The organism is Streptomyces sp. SD15 (assembly GCF_054462255.1).
In genome coordinates, this window is the sequence record NZ_JBTLMO010000002.1 from 143028 (window position 1) to 162110 (window position 19083).

20 protein-coding genes are annotated in these 19083 nt (G+C 69.4%); 5 read left to right on the forward strand and 15 right to left on the reverse strand.

What is annotated here, in order from left to right:
• Positions 1 to 229: 229 nt before the first annotated feature.
• The 7 genes from cbiE to ACX28W_RS02635 form a co-directional block, all read right to left on the reverse strand.
• Positions 230 to 1441, reverse strand: a complete 1212-nt coding sequence (cbiE, locus tag ACX28W_RS02605; RefSeq protein WP_458997098.1) for a precorrin-6y C5,15-methyltransferase (decarboxylating) subunit CbiE — start codon at positions 1439 to 1441, stop codon at positions 230 to 232.
• Between the two features lie 112 nt (positions 1442 to 1553).
• Positions 1554 to 2192 (reverse strand): GNAT family N-acetyltransferase, encoded by a 639-nt coding sequence (locus ACX28W_RS02610; protein WP_458997099.1) that lies wholly within the window; start codon positions 2190 to 2192, stop codon positions 1554 to 1556.
• Positions 2193 to 2348: 156 nt separating this feature from the next.
• Complete coding sequence (locus tag ACX28W_RS02615) at positions 2349 to 3176, reverse strand: MetQ/NlpA family ABC transporter substrate-binding protein (protein WP_458997100.1); 828 nt, start codon at positions 3174 to 3176, stop codon at positions 2349 to 2351.
• A gap of 31 nt (positions 3177 to 3207) precedes the next feature.
• On the reverse strand, positions 3208 to 4035 hold the full coding sequence (locus tag ACX28W_RS02620; protein ID WP_458997101.1) for a MetQ/NlpA family ABC transporter substrate-binding protein: 828 nt from the start codon (positions 4033 to 4035) through the stop codon (positions 3208 to 3210).
• 107 nt (positions 4036 to 4142) lie between these two features.
• Positions 4143 to 4880 carry a methionine ABC transporter permease gene (locus tag ACX28W_RS02625; RefSeq protein WP_458997102.1) on the reverse strand — a complete coding sequence of 246 codons (738 nt, stop codon included), beginning with the start codon at positions 4878 to 4880 and terminating at the stop codon, positions 4143 to 4145.
• Positions 4877 to 5911, reverse strand: coding sequence for a methionine ABC transporter ATP-binding protein (locus ACX28W_RS02630; RefSeq protein WP_458997103.1), 1035 nt, complete (start codon positions 5909 to 5911; stop codon positions 4877 to 4879). Before ACX28W_RS02630 ends, ACX28W_RS02625 begins: the two co-directional genes overlap by 4 nt.
• A gap of 373 nt (positions 5912 to 6284) precedes the next feature.
• The gene (locus tag ACX28W_RS02635; RefSeq protein WP_458997104.1) at positions 6285 to 6932 is read right to left on the reverse strand and encodes an HAD family hydrolase; all 648 of its coding nucleotides are present in this window, start codon (positions 6930 to 6932) and stop codon (positions 6285 to 6287) included.
• A 68-nt stretch (positions 6933 to 7000) separates the two neighbouring features.
• Between ACX28W_RS02635 and ACX28W_RS02640 the strand changes: the two genes are divergently transcribed.
• Both ACX28W_RS02640 and ACX28W_RS02645 read left to right on the forward strand, forming a co-directional pair.
• On the forward strand, positions 7001 to 7360 hold the full coding sequence (locus ACX28W_RS02640; RefSeq protein WP_458997105.1) for a hypothetical protein: 360 nt from the start codon (positions 7001 to 7003) through the stop codon (positions 7358 to 7360).
• Positions 7341 to 7805 carry a hypothetical protein gene (locus ACX28W_RS02645; RefSeq protein ID WP_458997106.1) on the forward strand — a complete coding sequence of 155 codons (465 nt, stop codon included), beginning with the start codon at positions 7341 to 7343 and terminating at the stop codon, positions 7803 to 7805. The genes ACX28W_RS02640 and ACX28W_RS02645 overlap by 20 nt, the downstream gene beginning before the upstream one ends.
• Before the next feature lie 181 nt (positions 7806 to 7986).
• On the opposite strand, the gene ACX28W_RS02650 is transcribed toward ACX28W_RS02645, so the two are convergent.
• The 3 genes from ACX28W_RS02650 to ACX28W_RS02660 form a co-directional block, all read right to left on the reverse strand.
• Entirely contained in the window at positions 7987 to 8490 is a 504-nt protein-coding gene (locus ACX28W_RS02650) for a GNAT family N-acetyltransferase (protein WP_458997107.1), read from the reverse strand.
• A 46-nt stretch (positions 8491 to 8536) separates the two neighbouring features.
• Positions 8537 to 9043 carry an RNA polymerase sigma factor gene (locus ACX28W_RS02655; RefSeq protein ID WP_458997108.1) on the reverse strand — a complete coding sequence of 169 codons (507 nt, stop codon included), beginning with the start codon at positions 9041 to 9043 and terminating at the stop codon, positions 8537 to 8539.
• A 73-nt stretch (positions 9044 to 9116) separates the two neighbouring features.
• Complete coding sequence (locus ACX28W_RS02660; protein WP_458997109.1) at positions 9117 to 10292, reverse strand: glycerophosphodiester phosphodiesterase; 1176 nt, start codon at positions 10290 to 10292, stop codon at positions 9117 to 9119.
• A gap of 295 nt (positions 10293 to 10587) precedes the next feature.
• On the opposite strand from ACX28W_RS02660, the gene ACX28W_RS02665 reads away from it, so the two are divergent.
• Positions 10588 to 11259: a lysophospholipid acyltransferase family protein gene (locus ACX28W_RS02665; RefSeq protein WP_458997110.1), complete on the forward strand. Its 672-nt coding sequence runs from the start codon at positions 10588 to 10590 to the stop codon at positions 11257 to 11259.
• A gap of 18 nt (positions 11260 to 11277) precedes the next feature.
• Here the strand turns inward: ACX28W_RS02665 and ACX28W_RS02670 are convergent, their stop codons facing one another.
• The 5 genes from ACX28W_RS02670 to ACX28W_RS02690 form a co-directional block, all read right to left on the reverse strand.
• On the reverse strand, positions 11278 to 12825 hold the full coding sequence (locus ACX28W_RS02670; protein WP_458997111.1) for an MFS transporter: 1548 nt from the start codon (positions 12823 to 12825) through the stop codon (positions 11278 to 11280).
• Between the two features lie 2 nt (positions 12826 to 12827).
• Positions 12828 to 13373: a TetR/AcrR family transcriptional regulator gene (locus ACX28W_RS02675; protein ID WP_458997112.1), complete on the reverse strand. Its 546-nt coding sequence runs from the start codon at positions 13371 to 13373 to the stop codon at positions 12828 to 12830.
• Between the two features lie 80 nt (positions 13374 to 13453).
• On the reverse strand, positions 13454 to 14425 hold the full coding sequence (locus ACX28W_RS02680; RefSeq protein ID WP_458997113.1) for an aldo/keto reductase: 972 nt from the start codon (positions 14423 to 14425) through the stop codon (positions 13454 to 13456).
• Positions 14426 to 14512: 87 nt separating this feature from the next.
• Positions 14513 to 15946 (reverse strand): argininosuccinate lyase, encoded by a 1434-nt coding sequence (argH, locus tag ACX28W_RS02685; RefSeq protein ID WP_458997114.1) that lies wholly within the window; start codon positions 15944 to 15946, stop codon positions 14513 to 14515.
• A 109-nt stretch (positions 15947 to 16055) separates the two neighbouring features.
• A complete protein-coding gene (locus ACX28W_RS02690; protein ID WP_458997115.1) occupies positions 16056 to 17249 on the reverse strand; it encodes an argininosuccinate synthase in 1194 nt (397 codons plus the stop codon).
• Positions 17250 to 17492: 243 nt separating this feature from the next.
• Here ACX28W_RS02690 and ACX28W_RS02695 point away from each other — a divergent pair, with 243 nt between their 5' ends.
• Together ACX28W_RS02695 and ACX28W_RS02700 are read left to right on the forward strand one after the other, a co-directional pair.
• On the forward strand, positions 17493 to 18371 hold the full coding sequence (locus ACX28W_RS02695; protein WP_458997116.1) for a hypothetical protein: 879 nt from the start codon (positions 17493 to 17495) through the stop codon (positions 18369 to 18371).
• Positions 18372 to 18494: 123 nt separating this feature from the next.
• Positions 18495 to 19082 (forward strand): pyridoxamine 5'-phosphate oxidase family protein, encoded by a 588-nt coding sequence (locus ACX28W_RS02700; RefSeq protein WP_458997117.1) that lies wholly within the window; start codon positions 18495 to 18497, stop codon positions 19080 to 19082.
• Position 19083 lies beyond the last annotated feature (1 nt).

The following is a 19083-nucleotide window of genomic DNA, read 5'->3' on the forward strand; positions in this document are numbered from 1 at the left end:
ACAAAGGCGACAAAGCCATTAACTGGCATTGTCCCGGTCGTCCGGCCCTCGCGACACCTGATCCGCGACGGCCCGCTGTGGACTGCGCCACGTCGCGCGTCCTCCGGTTCTGCCGTACCACACACGCCTCAAAACGGGCGGGTTTTCCGGACATTGGCCTACGAAAAGCCGATCCCCCGAGAGCGGTACAACGATCGGCCAGCCTACCGCGCGCGGTACGACAACAGGATCACGGGTTGCGATCGGGCAGACGTCCGGTGAGCAGGAACGCGACGCTCCGCTCCTTCTCCGTCCAGGCCCTCGTGTCGAGTTCGACCGACTGCAGGAGGGCGCACTCGACGTGGTAGCCGTGCTCGGTGAGATTGCGGCCGATGAGTTCGGCCGCGTCGCGGGTCGCCGCGTGCGTCACGATGCGCTGCGGACGGCGGTCGGCGACGGCCGAGACGACCGCCGCTCCCCCGCCGCCGACGCGCACGACGTCGGGTTCGGGAAGGTTCTCCAGAATGTGCGGGGCGGCGCCGTGCACGATCTGCATCTGGACGCCGTAGCGGCGGGCGGAGTCCTCGGTGCGGGCGCAGGACCCGGGGTTGCGGTCGACCGCGATGACCGCCGCGCCGGTGCGTGCGGCTTCGGTGGCGAAGGCGCCACTGCCCGAGCCGATGTCCCACACGAGGTCCCCGACGCGCGGTCCCAGGCGGGCGAGTTGGGCGGCGCGCAGCAGATCCGTTTCGCCTTCGCCGAGTGCGCCGCCGTACGCCTCGGCGGGCAGGGCCCAGCCGCGCGGCCCGGTGCCGGGGTCGCGTCCGGCGATCCAGCCACCGTCCTCGGCCGTGGCGACGAAGCCGCCGATGACGATGACGACATTGGGGTCGCGCCAGGTGTGGTCGGCCGCCTTGTCGGAGGTGAGGATCGTGACCCGCTCGCGAGCGGTGCCGAGTTCCTCGCAGATGACGAAGGTGCGGTGCACGCCCTCGAGGAGCAGCCCGAGTTCGGCGGGGCCCGCGCCGGGTGAGGTGAGAACGGCGACCTTGGTGTGGGCGCGGCACACGTTCACCGCGCGTCGCAGGGTGCGGCGATGTGCGACGACCACCTGTGCGTCGTCCCAGGGCATGCCGGCGCGGGCGAAGGCGGCGGCCACCGAGGACACGGCGGGGACGACTTCGACCTCCAGTCCGAACTCGCGGGCGCGCAGGGTGCGTACGACGCCGAAGAAGCCCGGGTCCCCGTCGGCGAGGACGACGGCGGTGCCGCGATGGTTCGCGATGCGGCGGGCGGCGAGGGCGACGCTGCCGAGCCGGACGCGTTCGGCGGCCGCGGGTACCTCGGGGAGCGAAAGGTGATGAGCCGCGCCGGCCACCAGTGTCGCCGCGCCGAGGGCGGAGCGCGCCGCGGCGGTCAGTGGCGAGCCGTCCCAGCCGATCACCGTGACCCGGTCGGCCATCGTCCTCAGTCTCCAGAAGGTTTTCGCAGGTCGTCAGGGGGCAGCCCGCGGGCGCTCCGTGAGCGTACCTGGTGTCGCTGGGTGGTGCGGCGCGGGCCTCGAGCCCCTGAATTCAGTTCCAGTCGGAGAACGACGTGAAACCACCGGTGTCGGCGAGCTGCTCGCCGACACCGTCGAGGTCCTCCGGCAGGAGGCTCCAGACGATGAAGTCGGTACGGAGGTCCACCCAGCGGCCGTCCTCGGTGCGGGTGTGCGCTATGCAGGCGTTGCGCAGGACGCCCTCGCTGATGCAGCCGATCTTCTGGGCGACCTGCTGCGAGGCGGTGTTGTCGGCGGCCGTGCGCAGTTCGATGCGCTCGAACTTCTGGTCGCGGAACAGCCATTGGGCGGTCGCGAGAGCGGCCTCGGAGGCATAGCCCTCGCCGCGGGCCCAGGGAGCGATGATGTACGACAGTTCGGTGGACCGGACATGCCAGTTCGTCTTGCCGAGCTGGAGGACGCCGACCAGTCGCTGGGTGAGGAACTCGGTGACGGCGAGGTCGAGTCCGCGGCCCGCGGTGCGTTCGGCAGGCGCGTACTCGGTGATCCAGCCGCGGGCGGCGTCCTCGGTGTAGGGCTGGGGCACGTCGGTCCAGGCCGCGACCTGCTCGTCGTTCATCATCTCGGCCAGAGCGGGGACGTCGTCCTCCTCGAGGGCGCGCAGAACCAACCGCTCCGTGCTGATGGAGATGTCGGGGAAGGTGCTGGTCATGCGCCGCTCCGTAACCGTCGGGGACTTCGGGCCGTTGCGAAACCTAGGATTCCCGCGGGCCCGCTGAACTGCCCAGCATGCAGCATGAAACCACCGTGACGCACCACGGGGTCCACTCCGGACGATGGAGTGGCCCCCGTGCGGTGACGAGAGCTGTCAGCCGGAAGTGACCGGCAGGACCGAGCCCTTGTACTTGTCCTCGATGAACTTCTTCACCTCGGGCGAGGTCAGGAGCTCGGCGAGCTTCTTGACCCGCGGGTCGTCCTCGTTGCCCTTCTTGACCGCCAGCAGGTTCGCGTAGGGGTTGTCCTTCGCGGACTCCAGGAGGACCGCGTCGGTGGCGGGGCTGAGCCCCGCGTCCTGTGCGTAGTTGTTGTTGATCACCGCTGCGGCCACGTCGTCGAGCGAGCGCGGCAGCTGGGCAGGCTCCAGCTCCTTGAACGTCAGGTGCTTCGGGTTGGCCGTGATGTCCTCGGGGGACGCGGTCGTTCCGGCACCCTCCTTGAGTGTGATGACCCCCTTGGAGGCAAGGAGCTTGAGGGCGCGTCCCTCGTTGGTGACGTCGTTGGGCACCGCGACGGTGGCTCCGTCGGCGAGTTCGGTGACGTCCTCGACCTTCTTCGAGTACACGCCCATGGGCGGCAGGTACGCCTTGACGACCGATACCAGGTCCGTGCCCTTGGACTTGTTGTAGTCGTCCAGATAGGGCTGGTTCTGGTAGAGGTTCGCGTCGAGCGAGCCCTCCTGGACCGCGGTGTTCGGCAGGACGTAGTCCGTGAACTCCTTGATCTCCAGATCGAGTCCGGCCTTATCGGCGAGATCCTTCTTTATGTACGACAGGACCTCGCCGGCCGGTACGGCGGTGGCGCCGACGACCAGGGCGTCGTTGTCACCACTGCCTGAGTCCGAGCCCGAACCACAGGCCGTCAGTCCGAGGCCGAGGGCTACCGCGGCGGACACCGCGGGTATGACGTGCTTGCGCATTGCGTTGACCCCTCTGGAATCGGTCGCGCCGTCAGAACGACGCGATGACGGAACCCTCGTACTTGTCCTCGATGAACTTCTTGACCTCGGGCGACGTGAGGAGCTTGGCGAGCTTCTTCACGCGCGGGTCGTCCTCGTTGCCCTCCTTGACGGCGAGGAAGTTGCCGTACGGGTTGTCCGTGGCGGACTCCAGGACGAGGGCGTCCGTGGCGGGCTTGAGGTCGGCCTCGATGGCGTAGTTGCCGTTGATCACCGCGGCGTCGACGTCGTCCAGGGAGCGCGGGGTCTGGGCCGCCTCCAGCTCCTTGAACTTGAGGTTCTTCGGGTTCTTGGTGATGTCCGCGGGGGTCGCTTCGTTGCCCACGCCGTCCTTGAGCGTGATGATCCCGTTGGCGTCGAGGAGCTTGAGGGCGCGTGCCTCGTTGACACTGTCGTTCGGGACGGCGATCGTCGCACCGCTCTTCAGGGCGTCGGCGCTCTTGACCTTGTGGGAGTAGAGGCCGAGCGGCTCCAGGTGCACCGTGACGACGGGCGCGATGTGGGTGCCGTTCTTCTTGTTGAAGTCGTCGAGGTACGGCTGGTTCTGGAAGTAGTTGGCGCCCACGGACCCGTCCTCGGTCGCCGTGTTCGGCGTCACGTAGTCGGTGAACTCCTTGACCTCCAGGTCGAGGCCCGCGTCCTTCGCCAGGTTGTCCTTCACGTAGTTGAGGATCTCGGCATGCGGGACGGGGCTCGCGGCAACGATCAGCGGACCGCTGGTGTCGGCGGCGGAGTCCTTCTCCGAGCCGCAGGCACTGAGGCCGAGGGTGAGGGCTCCGGCGGCGAGGACGGCGGTGGTGATCTTGGCGGTGTTACGCACGAAAAGTGCCTTTCCATGTGGGTGAAGCGCCCCGTGAGGGTGGTACGGGGAAATCTGCGGGTGTTCTGCGGGTGTTCTGCGGGTGCTGTACGGGTTGAGCGTGGTGCTCAGGCGACCTTGCCGACGTCCGCGGTCGCAGGCTCCTTGGCCTTCAGCAGCCTCAGCTTCGGCCCGGCTCCGGACTGTCCGCCGCGCCGGTGCAGCCCACGGGCCGCGTAGTCGCCGGCGAACTGGATGACGGAGATGACCACGGCGAGGATCGCCACGGTGATCCACATCAGTCCGGTCTCGAAGCGCTGGTAGCCGTAGCGGATCGCGATGTCGCCGAGGCCTCCGGCGCCGACCGTGCCGGCCATCGCCGAGTAGCCGATGAGGGCGACGATCGTGGTGGTCGCGGAGGAGATCAGCGACGGCAGCGACTCCGGTACGAGGACCTTGCGGACGACGGTCCAGGTGTTGCCGCCCATCGACTGCACGGCCTCGACGAGCCCGCCGTCCACTTCACGGACAGCCGTCTCGACGAGACGCGCGAAGAACGGGATCGCCCCGATCGCGAGCGGCACGATCGCCGCCTCGCGGCCGATCGTCGTCCCCGTGATCGTGCGCGTGAAGCTCATCAGCGCGACCATCAGGATGATGAACGGCAGGGAGCGGGCGATGTTCACGACCTGCCCGATGACCTTGTTCGCGAGGACGTTCTGCAGCAGTCCGCCGCGGTCGGTGAGGACGAGCAGGATGCCGAGCGGCAGACCGCCGACGATGGCGATCAGCGTGGACCAGCCGACCATGTAGAACGTGTCCCAACACGCCTGGGACAGCAGCGGCTGCATCTCCGACCAGGTCACTTGGCACCATCCTTCAGCAGCACGGGCTCCTGGCCCTGGACATCGATCTGCAGCCCCTGCTCGCGCAGGAATCCGATCGGCACGACGTTCTCCTCGTAGCGGCCGGGCAGCTCGATGCGCATCCGGCCGACCTGCTTGCCTGCGACGGTGTCCATCGCGGCGCCCAGGATCGAGATGTCGATGTTGTACGTGCGCGAGAGCTGCGAGATGACGGGCTGGGTCGCGGCCTCGCCGTGGAAGGTGACGTCGATGACGGTGCGATCGTCGCCGGAGGCGTCGCCGCTGACCGGGAAGAGCGCGGAGGCCAGCTCGGAGCCGGGCGTCGCGAGCAGCTCGCTGACGGTGCCGGACTCGACGATCCTGCCGTTCTCCATGAGGGCGGCCGAGTCGCAGATGGTCTTGACGACGTCCATCTCGTGGGTGATGAGCAGGACGGTCAGGCCCAGCTGCCGATTCAGGTCGCGCAGCAGCTGAAGGATGGAGCGGGTGGTCTCCGGGTCGAGGGCGCTGGTCGCCTCGTCCGAGAGCAGCACCTTCGGGTCGCCGGCCAGGGCGCGGGCGATGCCGACGCGCTGCTTCTGGCCGCCGGAGAGCTGCGCCGGGTAGACCTTGGCCTTGTCGGAGAGACCGACGAGGTCGAGGAGCTCGAGCGCCTTGCGGGAACGTTCCTTCCCCGCGATGCGAAGGATTTCGAGCGGCAGCTCGACGTTTTCCTGGACGGTCCGCGAGGACAGCAGGTTGAAGTGCTGGAAGACCATGCCGATGCGGCTGCGCGCCCTGCGCAGCTCCGCGCCGGCCCGCGGGCCGCGTCCGGCGAGCGCGGTGAGGTCCTGTCCGGCGACGGTGATCGTGCCGGAGGTGGGACGCTCGAGGAGGTTGACGCAGCGGATGAGCGAGGACTTGCCGGCGCCGGACTGGCCGATGACGCCGTACACCTCTCCCTCGCGGACGCGCAGATCGACGCCGTCGAGGGCGGTCACCTCACGGCCGCGCGAGCGGTAGACCTTGGTGAGGCCCGTTGTCGTGATCACTGGGGATTCCGTCACTGTCGAGTGCAGGGCGTGGGTGTGCGCCGGGCACGGGTGCATTCGGTCGGGAACGCGGCACGGTTCTCGCGGTGCGAGGGAACCGGAACTGTCCGGGGAGAACATGTGCGCGGGGCAGCCCAGGTCACATACGCGGTACGGACAGGGCGCGGCGGTCTCGCTTCGGGGCGCAAGGCCAGGCGGTGGTGCGGGGGCCCTCTAGCAGGCGCACATTCGACACATACAACGAGCACCGGGCGTCGTGGTCGCCTCGGTCGCAAGGATGCGGCTGCTCGTCGTGGTCATGGAAGCAAGTAAAGCAGACCCACAGCCGGGACCCGCCACCGCTGTCCGGATAGCGGACAGCGGTGGACTGTCGTCAGTCCCGGGTGGAGATCTCCACTCCCCCGCGCGTGACCAGTGCGGACAAGGCGGAGAGGTCCGGCACCACGAGGTCCGCGTGCAGCTCGGACGCCTGGTGGGTTGTGGCCAATGCCACGGTGGTCATGCCGGCGGCGCGGCCCGCCTGCAACCCTGCCGGAGCGTCCTCGAAGACCACGCAGCGGGCCGGGTCGACGCCCAGCTCCCGGGCGGCGAGCAGGTAGGGCTCGGGGTCGGGCTTGCCGCGGGTGACGTCGTCGGCGCAGACCAGCGTCTTGGGGCGGATGCCGACCTCGCCGAGCCGGGCCTCGGCCAGCCGCCGGGTGGCGGAGGTGACGACGGCCCAGCGGTCGGCGGGGAGCGAGTCGAGGAACGCGGCGGTGCCGGGGAGCAGCACGACACCGCCGGGTACGTCCTCGACCTCCAGCTGCTCGATACGTGCGAGGGCCTCGGGGACGAGGTCGGCGGGCAGCAGGTCGGCGGCTATCTCGACGGCCGGGCGGCCGTGCAGTTCGATCCGGGCGAAGTCCTCGGCGGTGATGCCGTACTCCCCCGCCCATCGGGCCCAGCAGCGGTTCACCGACTCCAGGGATGAGACGAGCGTTCCGTCGTTGTCGAACAGCAGGGCATCAGCGTGGATCTTCATGCCCTCGACCCTACGGGGCAGCCGGGGGCGAGGGCATCGGGCCTTTTGGCCCGTAATAGGGTCACGGCATGCTTGATGCCCTGACGGTCGCGACCGCCGTCGCCGCTCTCGCGCTCGCCGCCTGGTGCGGCTGGGCCGCCTACCGTGACCAGTCCACGAAGGACTGGCACTTCATCGGCATGGCCGTGGTGTCGCTGCTCGCCGCGGTCCAGCTGGTGATCGGCATCGTCCAGCTGGCGCGCGGCGAGGAGCCGGAGCAGGGCACGACGATCTTCGTGGCGTATCTGCTCGGTGCCTTCGCGTGCGTTCCGGCCGCGGGCTTCATGTCGCTGGCGGAGCGCACCCGCTGGGGTTCGATCACGGTGGCGGCCGGCGGTGTGGTCCTCGCCGTACTGGAGGTGCGGCTCTATGACATCTGGGGAGGCTGACGTGACGAAGGCCGACGCCATCACGGGGAAGACGGAGAAGAAGCAGCGGACGAGGCTCATCAGCGGCCCCGGCATGCTGCTGCTCTGGCTGTACGGCGTGATGGTGGTCGGCGCCGTGTCGCGTTCCGCCGTGCAGATCGCGACGGAGTTCGACAAGGCCCCGCTCGCCTATTCGCTGTCGGCGGTCGCGGGTCTCGTCTACGGCTTCATCACGTACTCGCTCGTCCGCGGCGGCGAGAGGGCCCGCAGGGCGGCGCTGGTGTGCTGCGCCGCCGAGCTCGCGGGCGTACTGGTCGTCGGGACCTGGACGCTGGTGGAGCCGTCCGCCTTCCCCGACGCCACGGTGTGGTCGGACTACGGGATGGGCTATCTGTTCATCCCGGTGCTGCTGCCGCTGTCGGCGATGTACTGGCTGCGCAAGGCGCGCGTGGCGGCGCTCGACTGAGAGCACCGCGGCGCCGCCCCTTAGACCGACCGGCAATGGGAGGGTGGGAGAAGGAGCGGGTTCTGGTGCGTGCAGCTGCAAGGCGGAGGAGGGAGTGATGGCGGAGCCATCGCGACCGACGACAACGCGGCAGATGTGCGTGCCAGAACCCGCGACGCCGCCCTCCAATTGCCGGTCGGTCTTAAGCGCTCGCCACGAACGCGGTCGTCTCGGCGCCCTTGGCCAGGGTCACCAGGGTGAGCCGCTCGTCGACGCGCTCCGTGGAGACCTGCGCGTAGCCGTGCTTGCGGTACAGGCGCAGGTTGCGGTCGCTGCGGTGGCCCGTGAACAGCTGGAAGGACTTCGCCGCGCCGGCCTCGGCGAGCTGGGCCTCGATCGCGGCGAGCAGCCGTCCGCCCAGGCCGTGGCGCTGCATGCGCGGGTGGACGATGAGCTTGTTGATGCGCGCCGTGCCGTCGGCGTCCACGGCGCCGCGGACGGAGGCCACCACCTCGTCTCCCAGCCGGGCCACCAGGACCGTGCCGCCCGCCAGTTCCGCCCTGAGGGAGTCGAGCGGCTGCGTGAGCGGCTCGATGCCGTAGTCGCCGTACAGCTCCGCCTCGCTCTGGTAGCAGAGGTACTGCAGCTTGAGGATCTGCTCTGCGTCCTGCTCGGTCGCCGCCGAGATGGTCACGCTCATGCCCATGTGTGCATGCCTCCCGCTCACCTGTTCCACCGGTCGTCCCTCACTCCTATCCCCGGGACCCACTGGGCGCAACCACCGGTGCGAGCATCCGACGCAGACATCCCAGACATCTGGAACGTTCCGGACCCAGACTGCCTTGTGAGATACCCAACTCACCTGCGATCTCCCGGTAGGTGAGGTCCTTCGGCGAGAGCAGCGCCGCCATGAGACTCTGGCAGCGGCCGGGCAGCCGCCGGACCGCGTCATGGAGGGCGCGGCGGCTGTCGGCGGTCAACGCCTGCTGCTCGGGGCCGGACCCGCTCTCGTCGGCGGGCTCCGAGACGTACGGCCGCTCGAGGCGGGCCGTGCGGCGGGTACGGCGGACCTCGAAGCGCACGGCGCGGCGCAACCATCCTTGCGGGTCGACGGGTGGGCCGTCCGCGTCGAGGCGCTCCAGGAGGCGTAGCCACACGGCCTGTTCGAGGTCGCTCTGTTCGGTCCCGGACGCATATGCCTCCGCCGAGGCCTCGGCGGCGAGCAGCGGGCGCAAAGTGGAAACCATCTCGTGGGTCATATGCGCCGGGACGCGACCGCCCCGGCAAGGGGTTGCCGGGGCGGTCGACTGTCACCCCATCGGGGTGAGGGGATCATCCGTTGACGAAGTCCTCGCGGGCGAGCAGCGCGGTGTCCGGGTTGTCGGAGAAGACGCCGTCGATGCCCGTCTCGAAGTAGACCTTGAAGGCGCCGAAGGCGTCCCCGTAGGCGTCCGGGTCGGTGCCCTTGCGGAAGCTCGTGGGCAGGAAGGGGTTCTCGTTGCGCATGGTGTACGGGTGCAGGATCAGGCCCGCGTCGTGCGCGTCGTCGACGAGCGTGGTCGGCGTGGTGAGGTTGCCGCTCGCGTCCTTCGGGATGACCAGGTCGAGCGTGGGGCCGATGCCCTGCGCGTACGAGGCGATCCACTTCAGGCCCGCGGGCTTGACGAGGTCGGTGACCGTGCGCGGGTCACCCGTCTCGACGAAGTCCCAGGGGCGGGTGTTCGCGGCGGACAGCAGGACGACGAGCGGGTTGCCGACGAGCTTGTTCAGGCGCTCGACGCTGGTCGGCTCGAAGGACTGGAGGATGACCGGCGAGTTCTTCTTGTCCTTGCCGTGCTTGCGCAGCAGTGTGGCGACCCGCTCCTCCAGGCCGAGGCCCAGCTTGCGGAAGTAGGTGGGGTGCTTGAGTTCGGGGTAGATCCAGACCTGCTTGCCGCGCTTCTTCGTCTGCTCGTCCTGCCAGCGGAGCACCTCTTCAAAGGTGGGGATCTCCCAGCGGCCGTTGTAGAGGGTGTTGTGCGGGCGGTTGGCGGGGATGCGCTCGACGGCCCGCAGCGTCTTCAGCTCGGCCAGCGTGAAGTCCTCGGTGAACCAGCCGGTGACCGCGATGCCGTCGAGGGTCTTGGTGGTCTTGCGGTCGGCGAACTCGGGGTGCGTCGCCACATCGGTGGTGCCGCCGATCTCGGGCTCGTGACGGCAGACGAGGTGGCCGTCCTTGGTGGGCACCAGGTCGCCGGCCTCGACGACGTCGGCGCCCATGTCGAGGGCCAGTTGATAGGCGCCGAAGGTGTGTTCCGGCCGGTAGCCGCTGGCCCCGCGATGCCCGATGACGGTCGGCTTCGGCAGGCTCCGGTAGCCGCCGCTCCCGTGCCGCGCGTCGGCTCTCGCCGCGCCGGGCAGTCCGAGGACCGCTCCGCCCGCGACGAGCACCGCGGCCCCGAGCAGTGCCCGTCGCGCCGTACCCCGCCCCTGTCCCAGATCCTGACCGTTCGACTCCTGCGTCCCCATGAGCGCTCCTCCCGCCGTACCGCCCCGCACCTGTCAAAGCGGGTCGATCGTAGGTGCCCACGCGTATCGGGAGGGTGACCTGTGGTGGAACACGTGGGTGCCGCTGAATGTCGTACGGAGTACGCCACTTCGTGTCGAACGGGTGACGCTCACGCCGCCGGGACACCACGGCAGGTAAACATTGGTCAACAGTGCGTATCTAGTCCGTGAACCCGATGTGCAATCACCGGGTGGCCGCGAGTATCGTCCTCACCTGCACAGACTCATACCGAATCCCTTGACACCGGAGGGCCCGTTGTCCCGCTTCGCGCTCATCAAGGCACTGCTCGGACCGATCATGCGCCTGATGTTCCGCCCACGGGTGGAGGGCATGGAGCACATCCCGGGCGACGGTCCGGTCATCCTGGCCGGCAACCATCTCACCTTCATCGACTCGATGATCATGCCGCTCTTCTGCGACCGTCAGGTCTTCTTCATCGGCAAGGACGAGTACGTCACCGGCAAGGGCCTCAAGGGGCGGCTGATGGCGTGGTTCTTCACCGGCGTCGGCATGATCCCGGTCGACCGTGACGGCGCCCGCGGCGGTGTCGCGGCGCTGATGACCGGCCGCCGGGTGCTGGAGGAGGGCAAGGTCTTCAGCATCTACCCGGAGGGCACCCGCTCCCCCGACGGCCGGCTCTACCGCGGTCGTACCGGCATCGCCCGGCTGACCCTGATGACGGGCGCGCCCGTGGTCCCGTTCGCCATCATCGGCACGGACAAGATCCAGCCCGGTGGGGCCGGCTTCCCGCGGCCCGGGCGCGTCACGGTTCGCTTCGGTGAGGCGATGGAGTTCTCCCGGTACGAGGGGATGGACCGCGACCGTTATGTGCTGCGCGCCGTGACCGACTCCGTGATGACCGAGGTCATGCGGCTGTCGGGGCAGGAGTACGTGGACATGTACGCCACGAAGGCCAAGGCCGCGTAGCTGCAGAGCCCCGCACCCCTATCGGGGCGCGCCCGCGTCCTCCTCGCCTGCGTTTTCCAGTTTCTGTCCCTTCAGCAGGAACCATGCCGTTGCCGCCGTTGCCAGAAGCACCGCCGCTCCGATGCCCGCCGCAAGGGTGAGGCCGTCGACGAACGACTGGCGGGCCGCGCTCAGTAGCACCTGGGAGGTTTCCGCGGGCAGGCCTGCCGCCGTCTCCACCGCGCCGCCCAGCGATTCGTGGGCCGCGGCCGGGGTGCCGGCCGGGGCGGCGAAGTCGCGGTAGACACCGGTGACGATGGAGCCGAGCAGGGCGATGCCGAGGGCGGCACCGAGTTCGTACGCCGTCTCGGAGACCGCGGACGCGGCACCGGCCTGCTCCTTGGGCACGCCGCCGAGAATCACGTCGGCGGTGACGGTGAACGAGAAGCCCGCGCCGACGCCGACGACCAGCAGCGCGCCGCCGAGCAGCGGATAGCCGGTGGACTGGCTCAGCAGCGTGAGCGTGCCGAGCGCGAGGCCCACGGCGGTGAGGCCACCGGAGACCACGGCACGCACCGAGTACCGCCGGGCGACCGAGCCCGCGATCAGGCCGGCCGCCACCGCACCGATCGCGGCGGGCAGTTCGGCCAGGCCCGCCTCGAACGGCGCCCTGCCCTGCACGAGTTGCAGATACTGCGACAGGAAAAAGACGAGCCCGGACAGGCCGAAGACGGTCAGCAGATCGGCGAACACGGCCGCCGAGAACCCGCGGTTGCGGAACAGTCGCATGTCCAACAGCGGTACGGGCATGGCGAGTTGGCGTCGTACGAACCCGTACAGGGCGGCGGCGCCGAGCAGGCCCACGCCCATCGGATCCCAGGAGAACCCGTGTGTGGCGGTCTCCTTCACCGCGTACACGACGCCGATCACGCCGACGAGCGACAGGCCGACGCTGGTCAGGTCCCACGGGCCGGGGTTCGGGTTGCGGGACTCGGGCAGCAGCTTGATGCCGACGAGCACGAGGACCACCATCACGGGCAGGTTGATCAGGAAGACCGAGCCCCACCAGAAGTGTTCGAGCAGAAAGCCACCGGCCATGGGCCCGACCGCCGCGCCGCCGGAGGCGGCCGCGCCCCAGACGCCGATGGCGAGGCTGCGCTCGCGCCGGTCGTGAAAGATGTTGCGGATGAGGGCGAGCGTGGCGGGCATCAGGGTCGCACCCGCGACACCGAGCAGCGCTCGCGCCAGGATCATCAACTCCGGTGTCGTGGCATAGGCGTTGAGCACGGAGATCAGGCCGAACGCCGTGGCGCCGACGAGCAGCAGCTTCTTGCGGCCGATGCGGTCGCCGAGGCTGCCCATGGAGACGAGCAGGCCCGCGATGACGAAGGAGTAGACGTCACCGATCCACAGGAGCTGGGTGCCGGAGGGCTTCAGGTCCTCGCTGATGAAAGGGGTCGCGAGACCGAGCACGGTCGCGTCGACGGCCACCAGCAGCACGGCGAGGACGAGGACGGACAGCGCCAGCCAACGGCCCGGACGCTTCTCCACCTCCGCCACGGTCACCGGCTGCAGGGTGCTGGTCATGATTACTCTCTCCGTAGTGCGCCGCCGAGCAGCAGCTCGACGATCATGAATGTGAAGTCCTTCGCGGCCACCCGGCCCTCCATCACGGCCCAGGCGCCGGAGGCGATCAGCCCGAAGAGCGCCTCGGTGAGCCAGGCCGGGGTGAGGTCGATACGGAACTCGCCGCTCTGCCGGCCGCGCCGGAACAGATCGCCGATCCGGGCGTCGATCCGAGCCCAGCCCTCGTTCAGCTCCTCGCCCTCGAACAGCTGGTTCTCGGTGTAGAGGAAGGCGAACAGGCCCGCGGCGCCTTCCATCTCCTTCACCAGCCGGCGCAGAGCCTCCTGAGCGGGGCCCGCGTCGAGGTCCGCGGCGTCCAGCGCCGCCTCGCACTCCTCGATGCAGAGCGACTCCAGCGCCCGTACGAGCGCGTCGCGCCCCGCGAACTGGCGGTGCAGCGTGGCCCGGCTGATCCCGGCCGCCTTGGCGACCTCGTCCATCGTGGCGGTGGATTTTCGGGCGAGCAGGGCGGCTGCGCTGCGCAGCACATGTTCACGGTCGACGGCCATGAGACAATCATAACCCATGTGAGACATTCATGTCTCATCGGAAGCGTGTGCGTCTCACGGTCTCCGTGATCAGGGGGTTGTCAGTGCCAGGGCAGCTGCCCGCGCCGCTCCCAGTACGCGTGCGGGTCCTCGGCCAGGGCGTGGAGGCGGGCCAGCTGGTCGTCGTCGAGGTCGACGACCGCGGCGTGCAGATTCGAGGCCAGCTGGTTGGTGGTGGCCGCGCCGGAGAGGACCACTCCGGCCCAGGGCTGCCGCAGGACGAGCGCGAGGGCCACGGCATCGGCGCCGAGGCCCGTCTCCTCAGCGATGGCCGTGACCGCCTCCGGCGCGTGCGCGGCGGCGAGGCGGCCGTTGGCCATGCCCTCCTTGACGATCACCGTGAGCCCCGCGTCGTGCGCCTCGGCGAGCGCGGGCGCGGCCGAGGTCTCCAGGACGTTGTACGTGGACTGGACGGTACGGAAGAGGGGCGCGCCTTCGACGGTCACGGCGAGCGCGGCACGGATGGCGTCGGCCTGGGCGGGCCCGCTGGTGGAGAAGCCGATCGAGAGGCCCTGAGCGGCGGCTTCGGCGAGCTTGGCGTGCAGCTCCTTGTCGGTGAGGGCCGGGCTGTCCGGGGTCACCGAGTGGATCTGGTAGAGGTCGAGCCGGTCGCCGAGCAGCTCGGCGCTCTCGGCGCGCTGGCGCTCGTACGCGGCGAGGCTGTGGTCCTTGATCTCGTGCGCCTCGGCATCCGGGCGCCAGGCCGCCGTGTAGGTGTAGCCCCACTTGCTGCCGACGACGATGTCGTCGATGTCGGGCCGGGCGTTCAGCCAGTCGGCGAGGAACTCCTCGGAGCGGCCGTAGGAGCGGGCAACGTCGAAGTAGCGCACGCCCTGGGCGTAGGCGGCGTCGAGGAGTTCGTGGGTGCGCTCGCGCAGGGCGTCGACACTGCGTACGGCTGGGAGGTCGTCCTCGCGGCCGAGGTTGATGTAACCGGGGCGGCCCACGGCGGCGAGGCCCAGGCCGATGTGGGCGGTGGGAGTCGTGGCTGAGGCGAGGCGGGCGAAGGGCATCGCGGCTCCGTTTCGGTCGGCTCCCGTACGTCTCCTGTACGGCTCCCGACCAACGTAACCCGCGATGCCCTTGTTACACCCGACCTGCTACTTCTTCTGCTTCGCCGTGGCCCATGTGTGCTGGGCCGCCACGTCCGACCTGATCTCGGCGAGCTGGGCGGCGACCGCGCTGGGCGCCGTACCGCCGCGGCCGTCGCGGGAGGCGAGCGCGCCCGGGACGTTCAGGACGGACCGCACCTCGGGCGTCAGATGCGCGGAGATCTTCGCGAACTGCTCGTCGGTGAGCTCGTCCAGCTCCTTGCCGTCGGCCTCCGCGACCTTCACGCACTCGCCCGCGACCTCGTGCGCGACGCGGAACGGCACGCCCTGCTTGACCAGCCACTCGGCGATGTCGGTGGCGAGCGAGAAGCCGGCCGGGGCCAGCTCCTCCATGCGCTCGCGGTGCACGGTCAGCGTGGCCATCATGCCGGTGAAGGCCGGGAGCAGGACCTCCAGCTGGTCGATGGAGTCGAAGACCGGCTCCTTGTCCTCCTGGAGGTCGCGGTTGTACGCGAGGGGCAGCGCCTTGAGGGTCGCCATCAGGCCGGTCAGATTGCCGATGAGGCGGCCCGACTTACCGCGCGCCAGCTCCGCGATGTCCGGGTTCTTCTTCTGCGGCATGATCGACGAGCCGGTGGAGAAGGCGTCGTGGAGCGTGACGAAGGAGAACTCCTTCGTGTTCCAGATGATGACCTCTTCGGCGATCCGGGAGAGGTTGACGCCGATCATCGCCGTGATGAAGGCGAACTCCGCCGCGAAGTCGCGCGAGGCGGTGCCGTCGATGGAGTTGGCCGAGCTGCCGTGCTCGAAGCCGAGGTCCTTCGCGACCGCCTCCGGGTCGAGGCCGAGGGACGAACCGGCCAGGGCACCCGAGCCGTACGGCGACACGGCCGTGCGCTCGTCCCACTGGCGCAGGCGTTCGGCGTCCCGGGACAGGGACTGCACGTGGGCGAGCACATGGTGGGCGAACAGGACGGGCTGGGCGTGCTGCAGGTGCGTACGCCCCGGCATCGCGACGTCCGGGTGGGCCTCGGCCAGGCCGATCAGGGCGTCCTGGAGCTCGGCGATCAGGCCGCCGACGATCCGGGCGTGGTCGCGCAGGTACATCCGGAAGAGGGTCGCGACCTGGTCGTTGCGCGACCGGCCCGCGCGCAGCTTGCCGCCGAGGTCGGGGCCGAGGCGCTCCAGCAGGCCCCGTTCCAGGGCGGTGTGGACGTCCTCGTCGGCGACGGTGCCGACGAAATCGCCTGCTGCGACGTCCGCTTCGAGCTGGTCGAGCCCCGCGAGCATGCGCGTCAGCTCGTCGTCCGTGAGGAGGTTCGCCTTGTGCAGCACGCGCGCGTGGGCACGCGATCCGGCGATGTCGTAGGGCGCGAGCCGCCAGTCGAAGTGGACGGATGCGGACAGCTTGGCCAGGGCCTCGGCGGGACCGTCGGCGAAACGGCCGCCCCAGAGTCGGACGTCACCGCTGTTGCTGCTCACTTGCTGTGCTCCTCGGAGGTGTAGATGTGCCACCTGGATGTACCACCGCCTCCCTGCCGACCGGCGGTCAGGGAGGCGGCCATCACGCTACTGCTTAGACCGGTCGGTCTTACGCGAGGTCCCGCTTGGCGGCGATCTTCGACGACAGGCTGTAGATGTCGATGAAGCCCTTGGCCGCGGCCTGGTCGAACGAGTCGCCCGTGTCGTACGTCGCGAGGTTGAAGTCGTACAGCGAGGTCTCGGAGCGCCGGCCGGTGACGACGGCGCGGCCGCCGTGCAGGGTCATCCGGATGTCGCCGTTGACGTGCTGGTTGGCCTCGTTGATGAAGCCGTCCAGGGCGCGCTTGAGCGGGGAGAACCACTGGCCGTCGTAGACCAGCTCGCCCCAGCGCTGCTCGACCTGGCGCTTGTAGCGGGCGAGTTCGCGCTCGACCGTGACGTTCTCCAGCTCCTGGTGGGCGGTGATCAGGGCGATCGCGCCCGGAGCCTCGTACACCTCGCGGGACTTGATGCCCACGAGCCGGTCCTCGACCATGTCGATGCGGCCGATGCCCTGGGCGCCGGCGCGCTGGTTGAGCTGCTGAATCGCCTGGAGCACGGTGACGGGCTTGCCGTCGATGGCGACCGGGACGCCCTCCTTGAAGGAGATGATCACCTCGTCGGCCTCGCGGGCCTCGGCCGGGTTCGAGGTGTACTCGTAGATGTCCTCGATCGGCGCGTTCCAGATGTCCTCCAGGAAGCCCGTCTCGACGGCACGCCCGAAGACGTTCTGGTCGATGGAGTACGGGGATTTCTTGGTGGTGGCGATCGGGAGCTTCTTGGCCTCGCAGAAGGCGATCGCCTTGTCCCGGGTCATCGCGTAGTCACGGACCGGGGCGATGCACTGAAGGTCGGGGGCGAGGGCGACGATGCCGGCCTCGAAGCGCACCTGGTCGTTGCCCTTGCCGGTGCAGCCGTGGGCGACCGTGGTGGCGCCGTGCTTCTGGGCGGCGGCGACGAGGTGCTTGACGATGGTCGGCCGGGAGAGGGCGGAGACCAGCGGGTAGCGGTCCATGTAGAGGGCGTTGGCCTTGATCGCCGGGAGGCAGTACTCCTCGGCGAACTCGTCCTTGGCGTCCGCGACCTCGGCCTCGACGGCACCGCAGGCGAGCGCGCGCTTGCGGATGACGTCCAGGTCCTCGCCGCCCTGGCCGACATCGACCGCAACGGCGATGACCTCGGCGCCCGTCTCCTCGGCGATCCAGCCGATGGCGACGGAGGTGTCCAGACCGCCTGAGTAGGCGAGTACGACGCGCTCGGTCACGGTTTGCTCCTCACAGTGCATTCGCTGATATGCATGAGTATGCAGGACTCTGCATGATTCGTCAATCCCGGGCCGCCCAGGAAGAGCCGGATGCCGCCCCGGGAAGAGCCGGATCGAAAGAGGTGATCGAAATTTGTGGAGGCGCTTGAACGACAGAACGCGCTTACTCGTACCTCTCCCCGAACGCAGGCGCCGCGTTTGTCAACGACAGAGGACAACCCCCGACCCGAGTGAGGCTTCCGCATGTCCAGGGCCCTTCCGAAGTACAACAAGCGCCGCGTCGTGATGATCGGCGGCACCGCCGCGGTGGTGCTGTCCGGAGCGGTGATCGCCGGCAACGCCTTGGCCGGGGAGACGTCCAAGAGCAGCACGAACGCCACGACGAAGGCCGCGACCTCCCCCGGCACGGTGAACTGCCCGGCTGTCGCGCCGAGCCTCCCCGCGATCCCCGCCTCCGCCCAGGCCGAGGTCACCCGCAACCTGACGCTGCTGGACACCCAGATCGCCGAGGCCGACAAGCGGCTCGTCGACACGGTCGGCCAGGGCGGGCCCAACTTCGTGCAGAACGCGATCCTCGGCCCCCTGGAGGACAAGCGGGTGGCGACGATCAACCGCATCGCCACCGCGATCGGCCGCACCGCCGCCAAGCCCACGGGCCTGGACTCGCTCGCGCCGTGCACCCTGAACGCGAACGGCGTGAGCAACGGCGACGCCACGGCCACCGCGGCGCCGAGCGCGACGGCCACCGAGCAGGCCGGCGGCGACACGGGGAACACCGGCGACACCGGGAACACGGGCGAGACGGGCGACAACGGCGACGCCACCGCCGCCGGCACCATCACCTGCCCGGACGTCGCGTCGCAGCTGCCCGCGATCCCGGCCTCCGCCCAGGCCGAGGTCGACCGCAATCTGGCGCTGCTGAACACGCAGATCTCCGAGGCGAACACGCGCCTGGCGAACACCGTCGGCCAGGGCGGACCGAACTTCGTACAGAATGCGATCCTCGGCCCCCTGGCGGACAAGCGCACGTCGACCATCGACCGCATCGCGATCTCCATCGGCCGCACCGCGGAGAAGCCGCAGGGCCTGGGCGCCCTCGCCACCTGCACCCTCAACCAGTGACAGCCTCCGTGGCCGCCCCGTCCCACGCGCCGATCGGGGCGGCCACGGAACCCGCGTTCCGGCAGGAGACGGAACCAGACATTCCTTAGACAAGCGAAAGGTCTTTCTCCATAATCGTTAGACATGGGAAAGAACTATGAGCGCATAGACGGCAGGCTGCGTACCTTCATCGAGGCGCAGCCGATCTTCTTCACCGCGACCGCGCCCCTGTCCGGGGACGGCACGGTCAACCTCTCCCCCAAGGGCCTCACCGGCTCGTTCGTCGTGCTGGACGACCGAGCCGTGGCGTACCTGGACTTCGCCGGCAGCAGCGCCGAGACGATCGCGCATCTGCGGGAGAACGGCCGGATCACCCTGATGTGGTGCGCCTTCCAAGGCCCACCGAACATCGTCCGGGTGCACGGCCGCGGCGAGCCGGTCTTCCGCGACGACCCCCGCTTCCAGGAGCTGCTCACGCACTTCCCGGACATCGACCCGGCCCTGCACGGCCTGCGCGCGATCATCGTGGTGACGGCCGAGGTCGTCCGGGACAGCTGCGGCTACTCGGTGCCCTTCATGTCGTACGACGAGGACCGCGACCTGCACGCCAAGCGCTTCGCACGCGAGGACGACGCCTCCCTGAGCGCGTACTTCGCGAAGAAGGAGCACATCGCGACGAGCCTGGACGGCCTACCCGGGCTGCCGCTCCCCCTGCCGCCCAGTACGGTCTGAG